The sequence below is a fragment of the Serratia sp. HMSC15F11 genome (assembly GCF_001808215.1).
GTDB lineage: Bacteria > Pseudomonadota > Gammaproteobacteria > Enterobacterales > Enterobacteriaceae > Serratia > Serratia nevei.
The window spans coordinates 19,680-38,864 of sequence record NZ_KV792512.1 but is presented as its reverse complement, the minus strand read 5'-3'; the positions used below and the strand labels follow the sequence as shown (position 1 = coordinate 38,864).

At 60.7% G+C, this 19,185-nt stretch carries 22 protein-coding genes; 10 read left to right on the top strand and 12 right to left on the bottom strand.

The features are described 5' to 3' along the window. The first annotated feature begins 114 nt into the window (after positions 1 to 114). Entirely contained in the window at positions 115 to 1,470 is a 1,356-nt protein-coding gene (locus HMPREF3138_RS24720) for a 2-hydroxycarboxylate transporter family protein (RefSeq protein WP_038872830.1), read from the top strand. Positions 1,471 to 1,568: 98 nt separating this feature from the next. On the opposite strand, the gene HMPREF3138_RS24715 is transcribed toward HMPREF3138_RS24720, so the two are convergent. After that, positions 1,569 to 2,540 (bottom strand): patatin-like phospholipase family protein, encoded by a 972-nt coding sequence (locus tag HMPREF3138_RS24715; RefSeq protein ID WP_070559439.1) that lies wholly within the window; start codon positions 2,538 to 2,540, stop codon positions 1,569 to 1,571. Positions 2,541 to 2,746: 206 nt separating this feature from the next. Here HMPREF3138_RS24715 and HMPREF3138_RS24710 point away from each other — a divergent pair, with 206 nt between their 5' ends. Then, the gene (locus HMPREF3138_RS24710) at positions 2,747 to 3,691 is read left to right on the top strand and encodes an MBL fold metallo-hydrolase (protein ID WP_038872823.1); all 945 of its coding nucleotides are present in this window, start codon (positions 2,747 to 2,749) and stop codon (positions 3,689 to 3,691) included. A 12-nt stretch (positions 3,692 to 3,703) separates the two neighbouring features. Here the strand turns inward: HMPREF3138_RS24710 and HMPREF3138_RS24705 are convergent, their stop codons facing one another. Next, a complete protein-coding gene (locus HMPREF3138_RS24705) occupies positions 3,704 to 4,597 on the bottom strand; it encodes a LysR family transcriptional regulator (protein WP_038872820.1) in 894 nt (297 codons plus the stop codon). A gap of 101 nt (positions 4,598 to 4,698) precedes the next feature. Here HMPREF3138_RS24705 and HMPREF3138_RS24700 point away from each other — a divergent pair, with 101 nt between their 5' ends. From HMPREF3138_RS24700 to HMPREF3138_RS24685, 4 genes are all read left to right on the top strand, one after another. Further along, positions 4,699 to 5,439 (top strand): SDR family oxidoreductase, encoded by a 741-nt coding sequence (locus HMPREF3138_RS24700; RefSeq protein WP_038872817.1) that lies wholly within the window; start codon positions 4,699 to 4,701, stop codon positions 5,437 to 5,439. 64 nt (positions 5,440 to 5,503) lie between these two features. Beyond that, positions 5,504 to 5,698, top strand: coding sequence for a DUF1289 domain-containing protein (locus tag HMPREF3138_RS24695; protein WP_038872815.1), 195 nt, complete (start codon positions 5,504 to 5,506; stop codon positions 5,696 to 5,698). 83 nt (positions 5,699 to 5,781) lie between these two features. Continuing rightward, positions 5,782 to 6,069, top strand: coding sequence for a CopG family ribbon-helix-helix protein (locus HMPREF3138_RS24690; protein WP_038872812.1), 288 nt, complete (start codon positions 5,782 to 5,784; stop codon positions 6,067 to 6,069). Further along, positions 6,069 to 6,356 carry a type II toxin-antitoxin system RelE/ParE family toxin gene (locus HMPREF3138_RS24685; RefSeq protein ID WP_038872809.1) on the top strand — a complete coding sequence of 96 codons (288 nt, stop codon included), beginning with the start codon at positions 6,069 to 6,071 and terminating at the stop codon, positions 6,354 to 6,356. Before HMPREF3138_RS24690 ends, HMPREF3138_RS24685 begins: the two co-directional genes overlap by 1 nt. A 43-nt stretch (positions 6,357 to 6,399) precedes the next feature. Here HMPREF3138_RS24685 and nrdF read toward each other — a convergent pair whose 3' ends face one another. The 5 genes from nrdF to HMPREF3138_RS24660 form a co-directional block, all read right to left on the bottom strand. Then, positions 6,400 to 7,371, bottom strand: a complete 972-nt coding sequence (nrdF, locus tag HMPREF3138_RS24680) for a class 1b ribonucleoside-diphosphate reductase subunit beta (RefSeq protein WP_038872807.1) — start codon at positions 7,369 to 7,371, stop codon at positions 6,400 to 6,402. 8 nt (positions 7,372 to 7,379) lie between these two features. Beyond that, positions 7,380 to 9,524, bottom strand: coding sequence for a class 1b ribonucleoside-diphosphate reductase subunit alpha (gene nrdE, locus HMPREF3138_RS24675; RefSeq protein WP_071605302.1), 2,145 nt, complete (start codon positions 9,522 to 9,524; stop codon positions 7,380 to 7,382). Beyond that, positions 9,506 to 9,910 carry a class Ib ribonucleoside-diphosphate reductase assembly flavoprotein NrdI gene (nrdI, locus tag HMPREF3138_RS24670; protein ID WP_015378865.1) on the bottom strand — a complete coding sequence of 135 codons (405 nt, stop codon included), beginning with the start codon at positions 9,908 to 9,910 and terminating at the stop codon, positions 9,506 to 9,508. The genes nrdE and nrdI overlap by 19 nt, the downstream gene beginning before the upstream one ends. 9 nt (positions 9,911 to 9,919) lie before the next feature. Continuing rightward, positions 9,920 to 10,150 carry a glutaredoxin-like protein NrdH gene (gene nrdH / locus HMPREF3138_RS24665; RefSeq protein ID WP_004928934.1) on the bottom strand — a complete coding sequence of 77 codons (231 nt, stop codon included), beginning with the start codon at positions 10,148 to 10,150 and terminating at the stop codon, positions 9,920 to 9,922. A 272-nt stretch (positions 10,151 to 10,422) separates the two neighbouring features. After that, the gene (locus HMPREF3138_RS24660; protein WP_038872802.1) at positions 10,423 to 10,854 is read right to left on the bottom strand and encodes a carboxymuconolactone decarboxylase family protein; all 432 of its coding nucleotides are present in this window, start codon (positions 10,852 to 10,854) and stop codon (positions 10,423 to 10,425) included. A gap of 95 nt (positions 10,855 to 10,949) precedes the next feature. Between HMPREF3138_RS24660 and HMPREF3138_RS24655 the strand changes: the two genes are divergently transcribed. Further along, the gene (locus HMPREF3138_RS24655; RefSeq protein ID WP_038872800.1) at positions 10,950 to 12,356 is read left to right on the top strand and encodes a MocR-like pyridoxine biosynthesis transcription factor PdxR; all 1,407 of its coding nucleotides are present in this window, start codon (positions 10,950 to 10,952) and stop codon (positions 12,354 to 12,356) included. Between the two features lie 61 nt (positions 12,357 to 12,417). Here HMPREF3138_RS24655 and HMPREF3138_RS24650 read toward each other — a convergent pair whose 3' ends face one another. Then, a complete protein-coding gene (locus HMPREF3138_RS24650) occupies positions 12,418 to 12,726 on the bottom strand; it encodes an ElaB/YgaM/YqjD family protein (RefSeq protein ID WP_004928950.1) in 309 nt (102 codons plus the stop codon). 169 nt (positions 12,727 to 12,895) lie between these two features. After that, positions 12,896 to 13,435: a nickel/cobalt transporter gene (locus HMPREF3138_RS24645; RefSeq protein WP_050572032.1), complete on the bottom strand. Its 540-nt coding sequence runs from the start codon at positions 13,433 to 13,435 to the stop codon at positions 12,896 to 12,898. A 201-nt stretch (positions 13,436 to 13,636) separates the two neighbouring features. On the opposite strand from HMPREF3138_RS24645, the gene asr reads away from it, so the two are divergent. Then, a complete protein-coding gene (gene asr, locus HMPREF3138_RS24640) occupies positions 13,637 to 13,987 on the top strand; it encodes an acid resistance repetitive basic protein Asr (RefSeq protein ID WP_070559437.1) in 351 nt (116 codons plus the stop codon). Between the two features lie 195 nt (positions 13,988 to 14,182). Here asr and HMPREF3138_RS24635 read toward each other — a convergent pair whose 3' ends face one another. Both HMPREF3138_RS24635 and HMPREF3138_RS24630 read right to left on the bottom strand, forming a co-directional pair. Next, positions 14,183 to 14,563 carry a DUF4440 domain-containing protein gene (locus HMPREF3138_RS24635; protein WP_038872797.1) on the bottom strand — a complete coding sequence of 127 codons (381 nt, stop codon included), beginning with the start codon at positions 14,561 to 14,563 and terminating at the stop codon, positions 14,183 to 14,185. Then, a complete protein-coding gene (locus HMPREF3138_RS24630; RefSeq protein ID WP_038872794.1) occupies positions 14,560 to 15,942 on the bottom strand; it encodes an MFS transporter in 1,383 nt (460 codons plus the stop codon). The genes HMPREF3138_RS24635 and HMPREF3138_RS24630 overlap by 4 nt, the downstream gene beginning before the upstream one ends. 105 nt (positions 15,943 to 16,047) lie before the next feature. Between HMPREF3138_RS24630 and HMPREF3138_RS24625 the strand changes: the two genes are divergently transcribed. Then, positions 16,048 to 16,944 carry a LysR family transcriptional regulator gene (locus HMPREF3138_RS24625; RefSeq protein ID WP_038872792.1) on the top strand — a complete coding sequence of 299 codons (897 nt, stop codon included), beginning with the start codon at positions 16,048 to 16,050 and terminating at the stop codon, positions 16,942 to 16,944. Here HMPREF3138_RS24625 and HMPREF3138_RS24620 read toward each other — a convergent pair. Further along, positions 16,904 to 17,944: an alpha/beta hydrolase family protein gene (locus HMPREF3138_RS24620; RefSeq protein ID WP_038872790.1), complete on the bottom strand. Its 1,041-nt coding sequence runs from the start codon at positions 17,942 to 17,944 to the stop codon at positions 16,904 to 16,906. The genes HMPREF3138_RS24625 and HMPREF3138_RS24620 overlap by 41 nt on opposite strands. Before the next feature lie 174 nt (positions 17,945 to 18,118). Between HMPREF3138_RS24620 and HMPREF3138_RS24615 the strand changes: the two genes are divergently transcribed. Further along, complete coding sequence (locus tag HMPREF3138_RS24615) at positions 18,119 to 19,099, top strand: helix-turn-helix domain-containing protein (protein ID WP_223294854.1); 981 nt, start codon at positions 18,119 to 18,121, stop codon at positions 19,097 to 19,099. Positions 19,100 to 19,185 lie beyond the last annotated feature (86 nt).

Here is a 19,185-nt window from a genome sequence, read left to right as displayed (position 1 = left end):
CCCCATAGAAACCATAACCACCATTAAAAACCCTTTTTAACTTTGAACATAATCACAGCAGATAATCCGTGCGCTTCTCTATGATGGCTGAACAAACTAATAAGAGGCCAGATTATGAGCACAACAGATGATTCTTACCTCGTAGCCAAAGGCAAGGCCGCCGATATTCCTCTGCGTGAGAAATGGTGGCGGATACTGGACAATTATAAAGTAGGGATTATTCCGTTACCGTTCTTTATTCTGGCCGGCGTATTGATTCTGCTCGACTGCCTGGAAGGCAAATTGCCGAGCGATATCGTGGTGATGGTGGCCACCCTGGCGTTCTTCGGTTTCGCCTGCGGCGAATTCGGCAAGCGCCTGCCGCTGATCGGCAAAATGGGCGCGGCGGCGATCTGCGCCACTTTCATTCCTTCCGCGCTGGTGCACTACGGCCTGCTGCCGGACGTGGTGGTGGAGTCGACCACCAAGTTCTACAAATCGACCAACATTCTTTATCTCTACATCTGTTGCATCATCGTCGGCAGCATCATGAGCATGAACCGCCAGGTGCTGATCCAGGGCTTCCTGCGCATCTTCATTCCGATGCTGTGCGGCGAGATCGTCGGCATGCTGGTGGGGATGGGCGTCGGCATGGCGCTGGGCCTGGAGCCGTTCCAGATCTTCTTCTTCCTGATCCTGCCGATCATGGCCGGCGGCGTGGGTGAAGGGGCGATCCCGCTGTCGATGGGTTACGCGGCGATCCTGCACATGGAGCAGGGCGTGGCGTTGGGGCGCATTCTGCCGATCGTGATGCTCGGCAGCCTGACTGCCATCGTCATCGCCGGCCTGCTCAACCAACTGGGCAAGCGTTATCCGCACCTGACCGGCGAAGGCAGCCTGATGCCGAGCAAGCAGGGCGACAGCGACATGAACGCGGTGGAAAAAATCAGCGGCAAGGTGGACGTCAGCACCATCGCCTGCGGCGCACTGCTGGCCATCCTGCTGTATATGGTAGGCATGCTGCTGCACCGTCTGATCGGTCTGCCGGCGCCGGTGGGCATGCTGTTCGCCGCCGTGGCGGTGAAGCTGGCGCACGGGGTGTCGCCGCGCATTCAGGAAGGTTCGCAGGTGGTGTACAAATTCTTCCGCACCGCCGTGACTTATCCGATCCTGTTCGCGGTCGGCGTGGCCATCACGCCGTGGCAGGAGCTGGTGGACGCGTTCACCGTACAGAATCTGATCGTGATCGTCACCACTGTCAGCGCGCTGGTGGCGACCGGTTTCTTCGTCGGCAAGAAAATCGGCATGCACCCTATCGACGTGGCGATTGTCTCCTGTTGCCAGAGCGGGCAGGGCGGCACCGGCGACGTCGCGATCCTCACCGCTGGCAACCGCATGTCGCTGATGCCGTTCGCCCAGATCGCGACGCGTATCGGGGGCGCTATCAACGTCTCGCTGTCGCTGCTGGTGTTGGCCAAGTTCTTCGTATAACTCCTATAAATCCTTAGCGTTACTTTGCCTTTCCCCGCCCCCGCGGGGATTTTTTTTGCCTGCGTGCCGGCCGTACGCGCGGGCAGGGATAATACCGGTTACGCTGCCTGTTTCATGGCGGCGTCGTACCAGGCGAAGTAGCGCTCTACGCCGCGGCGGCCGGATTCGATCAGCGCGCGTTTCTTCTCCTCGCTGATGCCGAACTCCAGCGTGCCGACGTCGAGCGTGTCGACATACACGGTGCGCTTCCAGTCGTCGCTGTCCAGGTGCACCTTGGTTTGGATGTCCAGCATCACGTTGGCCACCGCCAGGGTGAAGTCAAACAGGTTGTTGACCGGCGTGCGCGGGCCGGCCTGCCCGGCGGCCTGGGCGATTTCGCCGGCGGAGTCCAGGCGAAGGCCCAGGGTGCGGGTGTTGATGCGCTGGCTGGAACTGTCGATATAAGGCGGCGTGGCGGAAAAGTCATAGTCGAACAGCCGCACCGGGTAGTTGTCGATCATGCCGCCGTCGATGCACAGATCGCCCAGGGTATTGTTCTTGGCCACGAAGGCGAACGGGAACGACATCGAAATGCGCAGGCCGTCCGCCACGTTCATGCGCGGCGTGGTGCGATGCGAATAGACCTCGCGCTGGCCGCTGTTGAGGTTGGCGCCGATAAAGTAAATCGACTTGAACCCTTTCGTCGCCTTCATCGCTTCGAACTGCTCGAAGGTAATATCCGGCTTGCCGGTATATTGCTTGATAATATCGCGCGACCATTGATAGAAATAATCGCCGGGCGCGATGCCGTATTGATTGAACAGGCGGTAGGCGTCCTGGAGCGTACCGAAAAAGCCGCCGTTATAATCGAGGAATTTTTTAAAATCCATCGCCGACAGAATTTTGGTGACGTCCGCCGAGCTGCAGCCCAGGCCGACCAGCAGCGCGGCGATGGCGCCCGCCGAGGCGCCGGAGGTTTGCTTGATCTGCGGCATGATGCCTTTGGCTTCCAGCAATTCCAGCGCGCCGCCATAGGCGATGCCTTTTACGCCGCCGCCTTCAAAGACCAGATTTTCGAATTGATAGTTCATGATATTTCCTCACTCTTGGTTTAGGGAGTAAGGAAAATAACCAAGTGGCGAGCGAGAAAACATGGATTGGGGTTGTGTGGCTCGGCAAACAGAATTATTCATAATAAATATATTATTTATATATTTATCAAAGGCATTTATTAAACAGGCGCATCGGGCCTTTTGCGTCAATACTTAGCGCTGTCCAATTCTCGCAAGGAGTCATCATGTTCTGGAAACGTTGTCTGCTGGGCGCGGCGCTGGCCGTTATGTCATTACAGGCCGGGGCCGCCGCGCCGCAGGCCAAAACCCCGACGCCGGGATTTTACCGCATCATGCTGGGCAGCGTTGAAGTGACCGCGTTGTCCGACGGCGTCATTCGCCTGCCGGCGGACAAGCTGTTGCTGAACACCACGCCGCAGCAGATCGCCGCCGGGTTGGCCGAGCGGCATCAAAGCCTGCCGGTGGTCACCTCGGTCAATGCCTATCTGATCAATACCGGCGACAAGCTGGTGATGATCGACAGCGGTGCCGGCCAGCTGCTGGGCGACGGCCTGGGCAAGCTGGTGGATAACCTGCGCGCGGCGGGCTACCAGCCGGAGCAGGTGGATGAGATCTACCTGACCCACATGCACCCGGATCACCTCGGCGGCCTGGCGCACGACGGCAAGGCGGTATTCCCCAATGCGGTGGTGCGCGCCGCCAGCCAGGACGCGGACTTCTGGCTGAGCGCCGACCAGCTGAAAAGGGCCAATGCGGAAAATAAAAGCAACTTCGAAAGAGCCCAGGCGGCGATCAAGCCTTATCAGGCGGCCGGGCACTTTAAGCCATTCAACGGCGACGGCGAGCTTTCGCCGGGCATCGCCGCCTTTGCCGCCCACGGGCATACGCCGGGCCACAGCGTCTATCAGGTGACGAGCCAGGGCAAAAAGCTGCTGTTGCTGGGGGATCTGATCCACGTAGCGGCGGTGCAGATGCCGCATCCGAAGGTGGCTATCAGCTTTGACAGCGACGCTAAGGCGGCGGTCGCTCAACGGCTGCGGGTGTTCGGCGACAGCGCGCGGCAGAGCGAGCTGGTGGGTGGTGCGCACCTGTCGTTCCCGGGGTTGGGCTACCTGAACCGCCAGGGCGAAGGGTACAACTGGGTGCCGCTGAATTACGGCGCGCTGTAACGCACTCGGTCACTACCGATTGCGCTCGGCGAATACCCGGCTGAACCAATCGAGAAACACGCGCACCCGCGGCGACAGCTGGCGGTTGCGCGGATAAAGCAGCGAGACCGGCATCGGTGGAGAAGGCCAATCCGGCAGCAGCGGCAACAGGCTGCCGTCGGCCAGATCGCCACGCAGGTGATAGCGCGGCACCTGAATGATGCCCAACCCGGCGCGGGCGGCGGCGACCAGGCTCTCCGCCGCGCTGACCGACACCGTCGCCGGCAGCGTGATGGGCTGCGCTTGCCCCGCCACTGTGAACGCCAGCGGCATCAGCGCACCGGTCGCCGAAGAGCGAAAGCCCACCATGCGGTGATGGCGCAGATCGTCCAGGCTTTGCGGCGTGCCGAAGCGCTGCAGGTAGGCCGGGGCGGCACAGGTCACCTCTTCCAGCTCGCCCAGGCGGCGCGCCACCATGTCGCTGTCCCGCGGTTTGCCGACGCGCACCACGCAGTCGATGCCTTCCCGCAGCGCGTCCACCAGCCGATCGCCTTCGCTCATATAGAGCTCAATATCCGGGTATTGCGCCAAAAAATCAGGCAAGTCGGGCAACAGAAAATGGCGCGCCAGCGTGCCGTGCACCTCGATGCGCAGCAGCCCGCGCGGTTTGGCGCCGGCGAACGCCATCTCCGCCTCTTCGATGTCCGCCAGAATGCTCAGACAGCGCTGATAGTAGGCTTCGCCGTCCAGCGTCGGGCTGACGTGGCGGGTGGTGCGCTGCAGCAGCCTGACCTGCAGCCGGGCTTCGAGCTGTTTGATGGCGTCGGTCACGGTGGAGCGCGGCAGGTTCAGATCCTGCGCCGCCTGGGTAAAGCTACGTTGTTCTACCACGCGGGTGAACAGGCGCATGGCGTCGATTCTGTCCATAATTGTTCGTTTATTTCGGATAGTGATAACGAAGAATAGGGGATTATTCGTCGTATCGAAAGGTGCATGATGACAACTCACTGACCCAGGAGGAGAGACTTATGCAGCACGCCACTCAACGCGTCGCCATCGTCACCGGCGCATCGCGCGGCATCGGCGCCGCCATTGCCGAGCGTCTGGCCGCCGACGGTTTTACCGTCATCATCAACTATTCAGGCAACCCGGTGCCGGCCGATGAACTGGTGCGCAAGATAGAACTGGCGGGCGGCCGCGCGCTCGGCGCCAAAGCCGACGTCAGCGATGCGGCTGCGGTTTCCCGATTGTTCGACAGCGCCGAACAGGCGTTTGGCGGTGTCGACGTGCTGGTCAACAACGCCGGGGTGATGGTGCTGGCACCGGTGGCGGACATGCGCGATGAAGACGCGGATCGCCTGATCGACATCAATCTGAAAGGCAGCTTCAACACGATGCGCGAGGCGGCGAAGCGCCTGCGCGACAGCGGCCGCATCATCAACTTCTCCTCCAGCGTGGTGGGGCTGCTGCAGCCGGGGTACGGCATGTATGCCGCCAGCAAGGCGGCGATCGAGGCGCTGACCAGCGTGCTGGCAAAAGAGCTGCGCGGCCGCAATATCACGGTGAACGCCGTTGCGCCGGGGCCGACCGCGACCGGGCTGTTCCTCGACGGTAAAACCCCGGAGCTTATCGAGCGGCTGGCGAAGATGGCGCCGCTGGAGCGCCTGGGCACGCCGGAAGATATCGCCGCGGCGGTGGCCTTCCTCGCGGGGGCCGACGGCGGCTGGATCAACGGCCAAACCCTGCGCGCCAACGGCGGCATCATCTGATTGGCGACGCGCCGCCGCAGGATCGGGTATCCTGTGGCGGCACACATCACATCAAGGGCGATTTATGGCGGGCGACAATCAGCAGTTTCATCCCGGCGTCAGGTCGCCCTGCGTCAGCCTGTGCCGGATCGACGACGAAACCCAGCAGTGCCGCGGATGCCGGCGCACGCGGGCGGAGATCGCCGCTTGGCCGACCGCCAGTGACGCGGAGAAACGCGCTATTTGGCGGCGGCTTGAGCTGCGTCAGTGGGTGAAATAATCCCCAGCATTATTGCGATTGCGCTGCCAGACTCCATGTAGCACTATTGAGCTACATGTGATTGACCGACGTTGGGAGCGATTATGTCGACGACGACCATCCGTATTCCAGATGAGCTTAAAGCCCGAGTCGCCGCCGTCGCCGAGCAGGCTGGCGTGACGTCTCACAGCTTTATTTTGCAGGCCATAGCGGAGAAAACGCAGCAAGAAGAGTTGCGCCGCGACTTTGAGAATGAAGCGGAAAAACGCTATGCCAAGATCATTGCGACGGGAGAGACTGTCTCTTGGAAAGAGATGCGCGGTTATTTGGAAAATTACGCAGCGGGTAACACTGACGCTGTTAAACCTCCGGTTAAAAAATTGGGGCGCTGATGGCAAACGTCGAGTTGGCGCCAGAGGTCAGGGATGATATCGAACGTATTCTCGCTCATTTGGCTCAGCATGGTGCCGCGGATTCAGGGCGGCGCATTCAGGAAATCATCCAGGCGATTGCGGTATTGGAACATAACCCATTGATCGGACGAGCCCTTGGCGCAGGGCTGCGTGAATTGACTATTGGGCAGCAAGCTCGCGGTTATTTGGCGCTCTACAAATATATCCCTGATATCGATACGGCGTTTGTTCTGGCGATCCGTAGTCAGAAAGAACAAGGGTATTGAATGCACGATACCGGCCTGAAAGACCGGTATCGTTGTCATGCCGTCAGAAATCCCAGTCCTCATCCTCGGTGTTGACCGCCTTGCCGATGACGTAAGACGAACCGGAGCCGGAGAAGAAGTCGTGGTTTTCATCGGCGTTCGGCGACAATGCCGATAAGATCGCCGGGTTGACCTCCGCCATCGCCGGTGGGAACAGCGCTTCATACCCCAGATTCATCAGCGCCTTGTTGGCGTTGTAGTGCAGGAAGGTCTTCACGTCTTCCGTCCACCCGACGCCGTCGTACAGCTCCTCGGTGTAACGCACCTCGTTGTCGTACAAATCCTGCATCAGGTCGAAGGCAAAGTTTTTCACCTGCCGGCGCCGCGCGGCGTCCACTTTCTCCAGCCCTTTCTGGAACTTATAGCCGATGTAGTAACCGTGCACCGCCTCGTCGCGAATGATCAGGCGGATCAGATCGGCGGTGTTGGTCAGCTTGGCGCGGCTCGACCAGTACATCGGCAGATAAAAGCCCGAATAGAACAGGAACGACTCGAGGAACACGCTGGCAACCTTCTTCAACAGCGGATCGTCGCTGCGGTAGTGGGCCAGAATGATGCCGGCCTTTTTCTGCAGCGCGCGGTTTTCCTCGCTCCAGCGGTAGGCGTCGTCCACGTCCGGCGTTTGGCACAGGGTGGAGAAGATTGAGCTGTACGAGCGGGCGTGTACCGCCTCCATAAAGCTGATGTTGGAGTACACCGCCTCTTCGTGCGGCGTCAGCGCATCGGCGATCAGGGCCGGCGCGCCGACGGTGTTCTGGATGGTGTCCAGCAGCGTCAGCCCGGTAAACACCCGAATGGTCAGCTGCTGCTCCTTCGGCGTCAGCGTGGCCCAGGAGGGGATATCGTTGGACAGCGGCACCTTCTCCGGCAGCCAGAAGTTGGAGGTCAGGCGGTTCCATACCTCCAGATCCTTGTCGTCTTCGATGATGTTCCAGTTGATGGCGCGTACCAGCGGCGCCGATGTTAGGGTCGTCATAAGTTGCCTCACAGCGAGCAGGACACGCAGCCCTGCACCTCGGTGCCTTCCAGCGCCATCTGGCGCAGGCGGATGTAGTAAATGGTCTTGATGCCTTTGCGCCAGGCGTAGATCTGCGCGCGGTTGATATCGCGGGTGGTGGCCGTATCGCGGAAGAACAGCGTCAGCGACAGCCCCTGATCGACGTGCTGCGTGGCGGCGGCGTAGGTATCGATGATCTTTTCCGGGCCAATCTCGTAGGCATCCTGGTAATACGCCAGGTTGTCGTTGGTCATGTAGGGCGCCGGGTAGTAAACGCGGCCGATCTTGCCTTCCTTGCGGATCTCGATGCGCGAAACGATCGGGTGGATGCTGGAGGTGGCGTTGTTGATGTACGAGATGGAACCGGTCGGCGGCACCGCCTGCAGGTTCTGATTGTACAGCCCGTGCAGCATCACCGACTGGCGCAGCGCGCGCCAGTCGTCGCGGCCAGGAATGGCGATGCCGGCGGCGGCGAACAGCTCGCGCACCCGCTCGGTCTGCGGCAGCCAGTCGCGTTCGGTGTACTTGTCGAAGTACTCGCCACTGGCATAGCGGGAGTGTTCAAAACCGTCGAAGGCGCCGCCGCGCTCGATCGCCAGCCGGTTCGAGGCGCGAATGGCGTGATAGGCCACGGTATAGAAATAGAGGTTGGTGAAGTCGATGCCTTCTTCCGAGCCGTAGAAAATGCGCTCGCGCGCCAGGTAACCGTGCAGGTTCATCTGGCCCAGGCCGATGGCGCGGGCGCTGCGGTTGCCCTCGGCGATCGACGGCACCGAGCGGATATCGCTCATGTCGGCCACCGCGGTCAGCGCGCGGATCGCGATCTCGATCGCCTTGCCGAAGTCCGGCGCGTCCATGGTTTTGGCGATGTTCAGCGAGCCGAGGTTGCAGGAGATGTCCTTGCCGATGCGATCGTAGCTCAGATCCTCGTGATACGTGCTGGCGCGGTTGACCTGCAGGATCTCCGAACACAGGTTGCTCATGTTGATGCGCCCGGCGATCGGATTTTCCCGGTTGACCGTGTCCTCGAACATCACGTACGGGTAGCCGGATTCGAACTGGATCTCCGCCAGCACCTGGAAGAACTCGCGCGCGTTGATGCGCGACTTGCGGATGCGCTTGTCGTCCACCATCTCGCGGTACTTCTCGCTGACGGCAATCTCCGAAAACGGCACGCCATACACCCGTTCGACGTCGTAGGGCGAAAACAGGTACATCTCTTCGTTGTTCTTCGCCAGCTCGAAGGTGATATCCGGGATCACCACCCCCAGCGACAGCGTTTTGATGCGGATCTTCTCGTCGGCGTTTTCCCGTTTGGTGTCGAGGAAACGCAGAATGTCCGGGTGGTGGGCGTTGAGATACACCGCGCCGGCCCCCTGGCGCGCGCCGAGCTGGTTGGCGTAGGAGAAGGCGTCTTCGAGCATTTTCATGATCGGAATGACGCCCGAGGACTGGTTCTCGATGCGCTTGATTGGCGCGCCCACCTCGCGAATATTGCTCAGTAGGAAGGCCACGCCGCCGCCGCGTTTCGACAGCTGCAGCGCGGAGTTCACCGCCCGCCCGATCGATTCCATATTGTCTTCGATACGCAGCAGGAAGCAGGAGACCAGCTCGCCGCGCTGGCGTTTGCCGCAGTTGAGGAAGGTTGGGGTGGCCGGCTGGAAGCGGCCGGAAATCATCTCCTCCACCAGATCCTGCGCCAGCCCGGTGTCGCCCGCCGCAAGCCGCAGCGCCACCATGCATACCCGATCTTCGTAGCGCTCCAGATAGCGTTTGCCGTCGAAGGTTTTCAGCGTATAGCTGGTGTAGTACTTGAAGGCGCCGAGGAAGGTCTCGAAGCGGAATTTTTTGGCGTAGGCCTGCTGGAACAGCTGCTTGATAAACGGGAATTCGTACTGCGCCAGCACCTGCGGCTCGTAGTAGCCTTCCTCCACCAGATAGCGCAGCTTTTCCTCCAGGTTATGGAAGAACACGGTGTTTTGGTTGACGTGCTGCAGGAAGTAGTGCCGCGCCGCCAGCCGATCTTTATCGAACTGGATCCGGCCTTCCGCATCGTAAAGATTGAGCATCGCGTTGAGCGAATGGTAATCCAGCGCGCCCGTCTCGGGCCTGGTCAGTTCTGTCGTTGCCAAAATGCGGTTACTCCCTGTCGAACGTTTTCAACGTCTTGCGCGGTGCCGAGCAGCTCGAAGCGGTACAAAAAAGGCACCTGGCATTTTTTGGCGATGATGTCGCCGGCGATGCCGTACGCTGCGCCGAAGTTGGTGTTCCCGGCGGCGATGACGCCGCGCAGGTATGAACGGTTTTGCGGAACGTTGAGAAAGCGGATGACCTGGATCGGCACCGCGCCGACGGCGCTGCCGCCGCCATAGCTGGGCACGATCAAGATATAGGGTTGTTCCATCAGCAATTTGCTGCGGGCTCCGGCGATCGGAATGCGGATCGCCGGCAGGCCCAGTTTCTCAACGAACCGATGGGTGTTCTCCGAGCTGCTGGAGAAATAGACCAGCGGATTCATCGGCGGGCCTCAGCAGGTGAGCGCCAGCGCGCCGATCTTGTCCGGCCGGAACCCGGACCAGTGATCGTCACCGGCGATAATCACCGGAACTTGCTGATAACCTAAGGATTTAACGTGGTTCAGCGCCTGCTGATCCTGGGTGAGATCGATCACCTGATAATCAATCCCCTGTTTATCAAATGCACGATAGGTGGCGTTGCACTGGACACAGTCCGGCTTACTGTAAATAATAATGCTCATGATTCGCATTTACCTTTAGGCTGAAGGAAAGGCGGACAAGTCAGATAACGGAGCATCGTTCCTGGCGTTTCTGACGGCGTTATCAACCGAACGACATTCCCTGCGGCTGACTCATAAAATACTATATATTGATGTTTGTTTTATCAACCACGCTATATATGGTGTTTTGTGAGGTTTTGCGTGCAGGCCGCGTCGGGGCTGGAAAAGGCGAGGGAAAAAATTTTTGCGGGTGAGAAATTCCCCCTCTCAGTGAAGAGGGGGAATCGAGCGCATTACTGACGCATGCTGACGGCCAGACGATTGAAGGCGTTCATGATGCTGATGGCGAAGGTCAGATCGGCGATCTCGGTATCGCTGAAGTGCGCTTTCAGCGCCTCGAAAGCGCTGTCCGGTGCGCCGGTGGCGGCGATCAGCGTCACCGACTCGGCCCATTCCAGCGCGGCGCGTTCGCGCTCGCTGAACTCATGGCTGACGCGCCAGCCCGCCAGCGTATCCAGCTTGGCATGGCTGAAGCCGCTTTCGCGCAGCGCTTTGCCGTGCATATCCAGGCAGTAGGCGCAGCCGTTGATCTGCGAAACGCGCATAAACATCAACTCGATGGTCGCCTTGTCCAGGGTACCTTTCTCCAGCGCCATCAGCGCGCTTACCATATTTTTGTACGGGGCGGGCGCCAGCTCGGCATAGTTCAAACGTTGCTTAATCATGGTCAACCTCAATCGGTAGTAACGAAATCATGGCGCTACTTTAGCGGCCTTATGGTCTATGCTATAGGGCCATAAAATGATTATTTAACCGGGCCATGATGCCATCTTTCCTGACCTCACTGCGGCTGGACAACCGGCTTGCGGAACCGCTGTACCGGCAGATTTACCTGCGGATTAAAGACGCCATCGCCCAGGGCAGCCTGGCGGCGGGCAGCCGGTTACCTTCGGTGCGCGGGTTGGCGAGCGATCTGGGCGTGGCGCGCGCCACGGTGGAAAGCGCCTACGCGCAGCTGATCGCCGAAGGTTTCTTGCAGAGCCGTGGGCAGGCGGGCACCTATGTCTCGCCGCAGCTGCCGCACGTGCCGCCGGGTGCGGTATCTGCTGCGCCGCCGTTAGCGGCGATGGCGCCCGATCCGCTGCAGCCGCAGGGCATGCTGCAGCCCTTCCAGCTGGGCGTGCCGGCGCTGGACGCGTTTCCAAGGGCGCTGTGGCAGCGCATTGTCGCCCGCCAGCTGCGCGGTTCCACGGTGGCTTCCCTGGCGCTGCCGCCGGCCAGCGGCCTGCCAGAGCTGCGTGAGGCGATCGCCCATTATCTGCATTTGTCGCGCGGTATCAGCTGCAGGCCGGAGCAGGTTTTCCTCTGCGCTGGCTATCCGGCGCTGTTGGACTGGGTGGTGGAGACGCTGTTGCACGCCGGCGACGCGGTATGGATCGAAGATCCCGGCTATCCGGTTACGCGCCCGCTGCTGCGGGCCGCCGGTGTCAGGCCGGTCGCCGTGCCGGTGGATGAACAAGGCATGGACGTGGCCGCCGGTATGCTGACGGCGCCTGAGGCGCGGCTGGCGGTGGTGACGCCGACCCATCAAAGCCCGCTCGGCGTCACGCTCAGCCTGGCGCGGCGCATGGCGCTGCTCGACTGGGCGCAGCAGCGCGAAGCCTGGATCCTGGAAGATGACTACGACAGCGAGTTTCGCTATCACGGGCGGCCATTGCCGCCGCTGAAAAGCCTCGATGTTCAGGGGAGGGTGTTGTACGCCGGCACCTTCAGCAAAACGCTGTTCCCGGCGCTGCGCATGGCTTACCTGGTGGTGCCCGCCGACCTGACGGAGGCCTTTGCACGCAGCAGCCGGCTACGTGGCTGCGGCTGTCCGCCGCTGCTGCAGGCCGGCGTGGCGGATTTTATCCGGCAAGGACATTTCTACCGCCACCTGAAACGCATGCGGCCGCTGTACCGCCAGCGGCGCGAGTGGCTGACGCAGGCGCTGGAACGGCAACTGGGGACGTGGCTGACAGCGGTGCCGCAACAGGGCGGCATTCAACTGTTGGCCCGGCTGCGTGACGGGGTGGCGGATACGCCGTTGGCGGCGCAGGCGTTGTCGGACTGGCGAATCGACCATCCGGCGGGGCAGGGGTTACTGCTGGGGTTCGCCAATTTCACTCGGCAAGAGGAGACGGAGCGGGCGGTGCAGGGGCTGGCGCAGCTGTTCAAACGTCTAAATTAAACGGCCCGCGATTTCCGCGGGCCAGACGCACATCTGTTTTATCTTTATGACTGCAGGGGTGTTAACGCCGGGCCAGCAGCACGCCGAGCACGATGCCGACGGCGGCACCGATCCCTACGCCCTGCCAAGGTTTGTCACGCACATAGCTGTCGGCTTGATCGACCGCGTCGCGCGCATGCTGTGTCAGACTGGTAGAGCCATTGAACCGCGCCCGGGCGTCGCGCAGTACGCCTTTCGCCTTACTGTGCAGCTCTTTCAGTTCCTCTTTGGTCTTGTCACCGGACTCACGCAACACTTCATCCAGCGTATCGGCCAACAGAGTGACGTCCTGATCGATATCGCGTTCTGTTCTTTCCGCTTTCTTAAACATTCAGCTCTCCATTTCGACACATGTCTTTTAAGTGTAGACCATGCCGAGATTTGTGTGGTCGATCACGCAAAAAAACGATGATTTCACCGGCGTTAGCAGCCGGCGGCGATAAAATCGCCGTTGGCGCTGACCGGGATCACCGAATTGAACAACACCAGCGCGAACAGGATCACGCCGCCGAGCAGCACGGCGATGCGCGGCGCCAGCGCCAGCCGCCGGCGCGCAGGATCACCATCAGGCCGAAGGCGGCGATGAAGACCGCGCTGCCTTTTTCCACCCAGTAACGGCTGAGGCTGAGATCGCCCATCGACAGGTTGAGCGCCACCGCCAGCACCACCACGAACACAATGGCGACCACGCCTTGCATCAGGCTGCCCAGCAGGGTGATCGCCCGGCTGGCGTTCAGCCGTTCGCGGTGGGTGGCCAGATAAGTGGTGATGACGAACTTGCCGTGGCAGGGGCCGATGGAGTGCAGGAAGCCGTAAGCGAAACTGGCCAGCGTCAGCATCAGCCCGCCGCTGTATTGCTGGTTGCGCTGCTGCAGCAGATAGAGCACCAGATAGCGGTGCATGTAAATCTGGAAGGTAATGCAATACTGCACGAAGTCCGCCCAGTGACGCACGAACAGATAGAGCAGCGCCAGCAACAGACCGGCGAGTGCCAGACCGGTGAGGCGGCCTGGCATGTACTTCAGCGAGGCAGTTTTCATCGCGTGAGTGAACCCTGTGCCGAGGGGGGGATTCCTTCAGCATATATCTGCCGATTCGGTTCACAAGCGCCGTTCACAAACGTTGTACATTTGGTTACTCGGCGAAACCAATCACTCACGGAAACGGCCGTTTGATTCCACTAGTATCTGTTTCAACGGCTCCACCGGAGCTTACCGAAACAACACTCTGAGGATTTAAAGATGAAAAAAGTATTAGCGCTGATCGTTGCTGCCACTATGGGTCTGTCTTCTGTTGCTTTCGCTGCTGATACTGCAGCTACTGCTCCGGCTACCACCACCGCGCCAGCTGCGACCACCACTACCGCTGCGCCAGCGGCTGCTGCTGAAAAAGCGCCAGCTAAAGCAACGCACCACAAGAAAGCTAAGCACCACAAAAAAGCGCCAGCCCAGAAAGCTCAGGCCGCTAAAAAGCACCACAAAAAAGCGCCAGCTCAGAAAGCCCAGGCTGCTAAAAAACACCACAAAAAAGCGCCAGTGCAGAAAGCTCAGTCCGCTAAAAAACACCACAAAAAAGCCGGTAAAAAAGCTTAATTAAGTGATGTTTGCGGAACCGAAAGGTTCCGCACTCTCCAGCCCGTACTCCAGACACCCGGTTCTTCCGGGTGTCTTCTTTTGAGGCGACGAACGATGATCAATCGCTATCTGTTTGAAGTCATTTTCAGTGCGGTAACCCTGTGCGGGGTGATCGTCGGTTGGGAACTGTTTTTGGCCGGCAGCTTTCTGTAATTATTGCGCTGCGGCGGTTTCGTGCAAATGCCGCCAGACGAGTACGTTGGGCTGACGTTCAAAGACCACCGTGGAATAGCGCAGCGTGGCGCTTTGCCCCGGCAGGCTCTGTTTTTCCCGGTAGCTGACTACCGCGCCCGTCGGCCATTCGGCCACCAGCTTCATCTCTTCTATCTCGATTTCCAATCCCGGTTTGGCGGCGCGATGCGCGCGGAAAAAGGCGCACAGCGCGGCAAAATCCAGCGGAGCGCCGTTCAGCGCGATCATGCTGAAATCCGGCGTAAAGCGCGCCAGCAGCGCTTGTTCCTCGCCAGCCCCTTTGCCCAGCCAGCGTTCAATGGCGATGTGGGCGTCGATCACTTCGGTAAAGTACGGGTTCATAAAGCATCCTGTTGAGCGTTGAGTTGGCGCACGATGGCGCGGTTGGCGAGGCGCAGGCACAGCAGCAGCGGGATAAATACGCTGGCGCCCGCCAGAATGAAGCAGGTGCGGTAGGCCGCCGCGGGCGGCAGCCCGGTCAGCAGCAGATTCAGCAGCAGGCTGAGCAGCGCCACGCCGAGGCAAAAACTGATCTGGCGGTTGATGTTCCACAGCGCGCTGGCGTCCGCCAGCTGAGCGTCGGGGATCTGCAGGAACGCGCTGCTCTGTGCGGTGCTGCTGCACAGGCTGCCGCCAAATCCCATCAGTGCGAAGGCGGCGATCTGCAATGCGTGCTGCCCGGCCTGATCGATCTGCGCCAGCGTCAGCATGCCGGCGCCTTGCAACAGGCAGCCGGCGATCAGCAGCGGCCGCGGGCCGAGGCGATTAAAGGTTTTGCCGGTCAGCGTGATGGCCAGGAACGACGCCAGCGCCCAGGGCAGCATCAGGCCGCCGACCTGGGCGGCGGCCATCCCCAGCTGGTTTTGCAGATACAGCATCGCCACCAGGCTGACGCCGATGAACAGGCCGGGAATGCACAAGTAAACCGCCATGGCGTTGCGCAGCAGCGGATCGCCGACCAGCCGCAGGTTCAGCAGCGGCTGCGGGGTGCACAGGCTATGGCGCAGATAGTACGCCAGCACCAGCAGGCCGGCGGCCAGCAGCGCCGCGCCGGAAGCCTGATGACCGGCCTCGCTCAGCCGGGTCAGGCCGAGCAGCAGCAGCGTCAACCCTGCGCAGGCGCTCAGCAGTCCTTTGCCGTCGAGCGGTTTACGCATCGCCGTCGACGTTTCCGCGCGCAGCCACAGGGCCGCCAGCGCCAGGGCCACGGCCGCCAGCGGCAGGTTGGCGAAAAAGACCCAGCGCCAGTCCAGCCGATCGACGAGCCAGCCACCCAGCGCCGGTGACAGCGCCGGCGCCAGCAGCCCCACCAGCATGATGGCCGCCGACAGCCCGGCGCGTTCATGGCTGCGGTACAGCTGGTAGGTCAGCGTTTGGCCGATGGGGATCAGCAAGCCGCCGCCCATGCCCTGCAGGGTGCGCCAGCCGATCAGCGCGCCGATGCTGTCGGCGTTGCCCGCGCCGAGGGTCGCCAGCATGAACAGCGCCAGCGACAGCAGGAACACCCGCCGCCCGCCGATGCGCTGCGCCAGCCAGGCGCTGAGGGGGATCACCAGCGTCAGGCCGAGAATATAGCCGTTGCTAACCCACGCCAGTTGGCTGACCGACGCCCGCATCGCCTGGCCGATGGCGGGGTAGGCGACGTTGGCGATAAACATATTGATCAGATCGACGAAAAAGCCGAGCAGATAGACGATTGCCACTTTGCTGCGATAAGACATGGTGCCTCCGGTTGAAGGCGAGCAGTGTATCGGGGGGAAAAGTGCGGATAAATCGGCGGCGGGCGATTACACTGTCAAAATTATTTTGACAATAAGGGCGGCGAAATGCTGAATTTGCAGCGCCTGGCGATCTTCGCGGCGGTGGTGGAAGCGGGCAGCTTTACCGCGGCGGCGGCGGCGCTGGGGCAAACCAAGGCGGTGGTGAGTTTTAACGTCAAACAGCTGGAGAATGAGCTGGGGGTGTCACTGCTGGCGCGCAGCACCCGGCGGCTGTCGCTGACCGACGCCGGCGAACGCTTTTACCAGCGCAGCCTGCAGCTGCTGCAGGAGGCGGAAAACGTGCTGGACGACGTGCGCCGCGATCATCACGGGCTGAGCGGCGTGCTGCGCATCACCAGCACGCCGGAGTACGGCGCGCAGGTGGTGGTGCCGGCGCTGGCGGCTTTTTCGCGGCAGCATCCGCGGCTGCGCATCCAGCATGTCTCTTCTTCTTATCATGCCGATCTGATCTCGGAGCGCTTTGACGTGGCGATCCGCCTGGGCCAGCTGGCGGATTCCAGCCACCGCGCGGCGTTGATCGACAGCTTCGCCATTTTTCCGGTGGCGGCGCCGGGTTATCTGGCCGACCGGCCGATTCATTCGCTGACGGATCTGGCGCAGGCGCAGTGGATCGCCCACAGCCGGCTCAGTTCACCGCTCAGCTGGCTGGTGGCCACGCCGCAGCGCGAAGCGGTGCTGTTCAAGGTCGCGGATGCTGCCACGCTCACCGGTGACAGCGCCGCGGCATTGCTGGCGTTCGCCCTGCATGGCACCGGGGTGGCGCTGCTGCCGGCGTGGCTGGCACAGCCCGAAATCGACGCCGGCCGGCTGCAGCGGTTGCTGCCGGATCACCGTTTCCCCGAGCAGAGCATCTATGCGCTCTACCCGAACACCCGCCATGTGCCGGAAAAGGTGCGGGCGTTTATCGATTTTCTGCGCGCGCGGGTAGCCAGGGGCGAATGAACGGCAATATTGCCGCCACCGTTTGCTGATGTACCCATGCACGTTGGGCAGGCGTGGTTGCGCATAGTACCTCTGCTTCCTGTTCTTCAGAGGCCAAAATTTTGCGGCCGTTGGGTTGGCAAATGGGTAAGAAATCGAAATGATTGCCGCGGGTTAATCGCTGTGCGCGGATAGGCTGTTCAGCGCCGTTAGCTGCCAGCGACGCCCCACCCAAACGCGAGCCTTTCTCGCTTGGCAGATAGTTTTGCGGTTCGATAATCAACAAGGGTGCGTTTAGGTGATGCAAACTCTCCGGCCGCAGATAGGGCACCATGCCGGGATCGAGGGCGACGGCAAAGCGGATGCGCGGGTCGGTATAATCGGCATCGAACCGATCGGCGGTGACCTGCGTCAGGTCAACCCTGGCCTGGGTATAGAACCGGCAATTGGGTGACTGCGGCCGTTGCCGACAACCGGCGATGAAATCTGCCAGTCTGACTCTGCCGCCGATGGCCGCGATGGCGCTGTAACCGCCCTTGGAGTGGCCGACAACGCCGATGGCGTGAGGGTTGACGAGAGCAGCCCAGCGAGGGGAGGCGCCGATCGCGTCAATCAGCGCGGAGATATCTTCGGTTTGCCGCCAAAGATTGATGGACTGCGCCGGGACTGAGTCGCCGGTGGTACTGCCGGGTGAGTTGGCGGCAATCACCACCACGCCCTGGCTAACCAGCGCTGCCGCCAGCCAGGCCTGGCTGGTATTGTTCCCTCCGCTGCCGTGACTGAACACCACCAAGGGAAAGGTGCCCTTGGCCGGTGGTGCGTCAATTTGGCCGGCAATACCGGTGAATACCGGATTGGCACCGACGTTTTGTCGTGGGCCTTCGGCCTCGGTGGGATAATAAATACGGCTGGCGAGCGTGCGCGAATCCCGGGAAAACGCTTCATCATGAATGGCGATCTGATAAGGCGATGCGCTGGCCGTCGTGCACAACAGCAGCCACAGAGACAGTAACTTTTTCATCTTCACATCCTCATTACGACAAAAGCGCAAAGGTGACATCGGCTGTGCCTCTCCGCGACCTCGATCGCGATTAAGGTCGTTAAATTATTGTTTTAACAGACTTCACGCCATACACTTTTCCGCTTCGTCTCTTTGGATAAGGCGTAATGAATGCCGCTCATTCCCGTTACCTTTTTGTTCAGCCTGCTGTGCTGCGGGCTGTTGCTTCGCCTTGGCCGGCCCAGCGCCCGGCGTTGGGTTTTCCAGCTGTTACTGCTGCTGTGCGCATGGCAAAGCCTGCTGGTGGGGTTGCGTTACGGTTACGACTTAACGCAGTTCAATCGGTTGCAGCCAATTGGCGCCGTCATGATCCCGGTGCTGGTCTGGCTGGCCTTCCGGGTGAGCACGCAGGGGCGATTGCGGCTTGCCGATGTCTGGCATTTTGCGCCCTTATGCCTGACGCTGTTGGCCAGCTGGTATGCGCCAGTTTGGTTGGATGCGTTGATTATTGCCGCCGATGCGGGTTACGGTGTGGCCTTGTGGTGTGCACTGCGCGGCGGTGAGAATAGTTTGAAGCAGGTGGCGTTGGCGGAAAGCTGGCTCTGCTGCCGTCTGTGGCGTGGGTTAGCCATTTTATTGTTCACCGTCGCGATAGCGGAGCTGATCATTACCCTCGATTTTGCCTGGTTTGGCGGGCGACATGCCGGCCTGTTGGTGACGGTCGACACTCTGCTGCTTACGTTGGGCGTGTACCAGGTCTTGTCCCGCACCCGGCCGGCGGAGCAACCGGTCGAGGAAACGCCGGAGCCTGTTAAAGTCGTCGCAGTGAATGATGACCAGATCCACCACTGGTTTGTTCAGGTGCAACAGCGATTGCTGAAAGACGATCTTTATTTGCAACCGGAGCTGAATTTGGCGCTGTTGGCGCGCAAAAGTGGATTGCCGGCGCGCCGGGTGTCGCAGGCCATCAATCAGCATGCCGGGATGAATGTCTCGCAATACGTGAACCAATTGCGCATCGGTGAGGCGGCGCGAAGGCTGCTTGTCGGCGACCGCCCGATAACCGAAATCATGCATGAGTCGGGATTTACCACCAAGTCGAATTTTAACCGCGAATTCTTGCGCGTATATGGTGCCAATCCCAGCGAATGGCGCAGGCAGCAAAGACTTAGTTAAATAATAATTCGTTATAACTCTCTCATTTATCATCAGATCCCATCGGGGTATGCTGGCAATCTCTGTCTATCCCGTCCGATGCGAGC

Excerpts from the sequence above, each read along its gene's own strand:
- HMPREF3138_RS24685 (WP_038872809.1), top strand. The coding sequence starts at position 6,069 with ATGGCAAACGTCGAGTTGGCGCCAGAGGTCAGGGATGATATCGAACGT.
- nrdH (WP_004928934.1), bottom strand. The coding sequence starts at position 10,150 with ATGAGCATTATTATTTACAGTAAGCCGGACTGTGTCCAGTGCAACGCC.
- HMPREF3138_RS24630 (WP_038872794.1), bottom strand. The coding sequence starts at position 15,942 with ATGTCTTATCGCAGCAAAGTGGCAATCGTCTATCTGCTCGGCTTTTTC.
- HMPREF3138_RS24645 (WP_050572032.1), bottom strand. The coding sequence starts at position 13,435 with ATGAAAACTGCCTCGCTGAAGTACATGCCAGGCCGCCTCACCGGTCTG.
- nrdI (WP_015378865.1), bottom strand. The coding sequence starts at position 9,910 with ATGAATCCGCTGGTCTATTTCTCCAGCAGCTCGGAGAACACCCATCGG.
- HMPREF3138_RS24720 (WP_038872830.1), top strand. The coding sequence starts at position 115 with ATGAGCACAACAGATGATTCTTACCTCGTAGCCAAAGGCAAGGCCGCC.
- asr (WP_070559437.1), top strand. The coding sequence starts at position 13,637 with ATGAAAAAAGTATTAGCGCTGATCGTTGCTGCCACTATGGGTCTGTCT.
- HMPREF3138_RS24710 (WP_038872823.1), top strand. The coding sequence starts at position 2,747 with ATGTTCTGGAAACGTTGTCTGCTGGGCGCGGCGCTGGCCGTTATGTCA.
- HMPREF3138_RS24700 (WP_038872817.1), top strand. The coding sequence starts at position 4,699 with ATGCAGCACGCCACTCAACGCGTCGCCATCGTCACCGGCGCATCGCGC.
- HMPREF3138_RS24655 (WP_038872800.1), top strand. The coding sequence starts at position 10,950 with ATGATGCCATCTTTCCTGACCTCACTGCGGCTGGACAACCGGCTTGCG.
- HMPREF3138_RS24625 (WP_038872792.1), top strand. The coding sequence starts at position 16,048 with ATGCTGAATTTGCAGCGCCTGGCGATCTTCGCGGCGGTGGTGGAAGCG.
- HMPREF3138_RS24715 (WP_070559439.1), bottom strand. The coding sequence starts at position 2,540 with ATGAACTATCAATTCGAAAATCTGGTCTTTGAAGGCGGCGGCGTAAAA.
- HMPREF3138_RS24695 (WP_038872815.1), top strand. The coding sequence starts at position 5,504 with ATGGCGGGCGACAATCAGCAGTTTCATCCCGGCGTCAGGTCGCCCTGC.
- HMPREF3138_RS24650 (WP_004928950.1), bottom strand. The coding sequence starts at position 12,726 with ATGTTTAAGAAAGCGGAAAGAACAGAACGCGATATCGATCAGGACGTC.
- HMPREF3138_RS24635 (WP_038872797.1), bottom strand. The coding sequence starts at position 14,563 with ATGAACCCGTACTTTACCGAAGTGATCGACGCCCACATCGCCATTGAA.
- HMPREF3138_RS24705 (WP_038872820.1), bottom strand. The coding sequence starts at position 4,597 with ATGGACAGAATCGACGCCATGCGCCTGTTCACCCGCGTGGTAGAACAA.
- HMPREF3138_RS24690 (WP_038872812.1), top strand. The coding sequence starts at position 5,782 with ATGTCGACGACGACCATCCGTATTCCAGATGAGCTTAAAGCCCGAGTC.
- HMPREF3138_RS24620 (WP_038872790.1), bottom strand. The coding sequence starts at position 17,944 with ATGAAAAAGTTACTGTCTCTGTGGCTGCTGTTGTGCACGACGGCCAGC.
- HMPREF3138_RS24660 (WP_038872802.1), bottom strand. The coding sequence starts at position 10,854 with ATGATTAAGCAACGTTTGAACTATGCCGAGCTGGCGCCCGCCCCGTAC.
- nrdF (WP_038872807.1), bottom strand. The coding sequence starts at position 7,371 with ATGACGACCCTAACATCGGCGCCGCTGGTACGCGCCATCAACTGGAAC.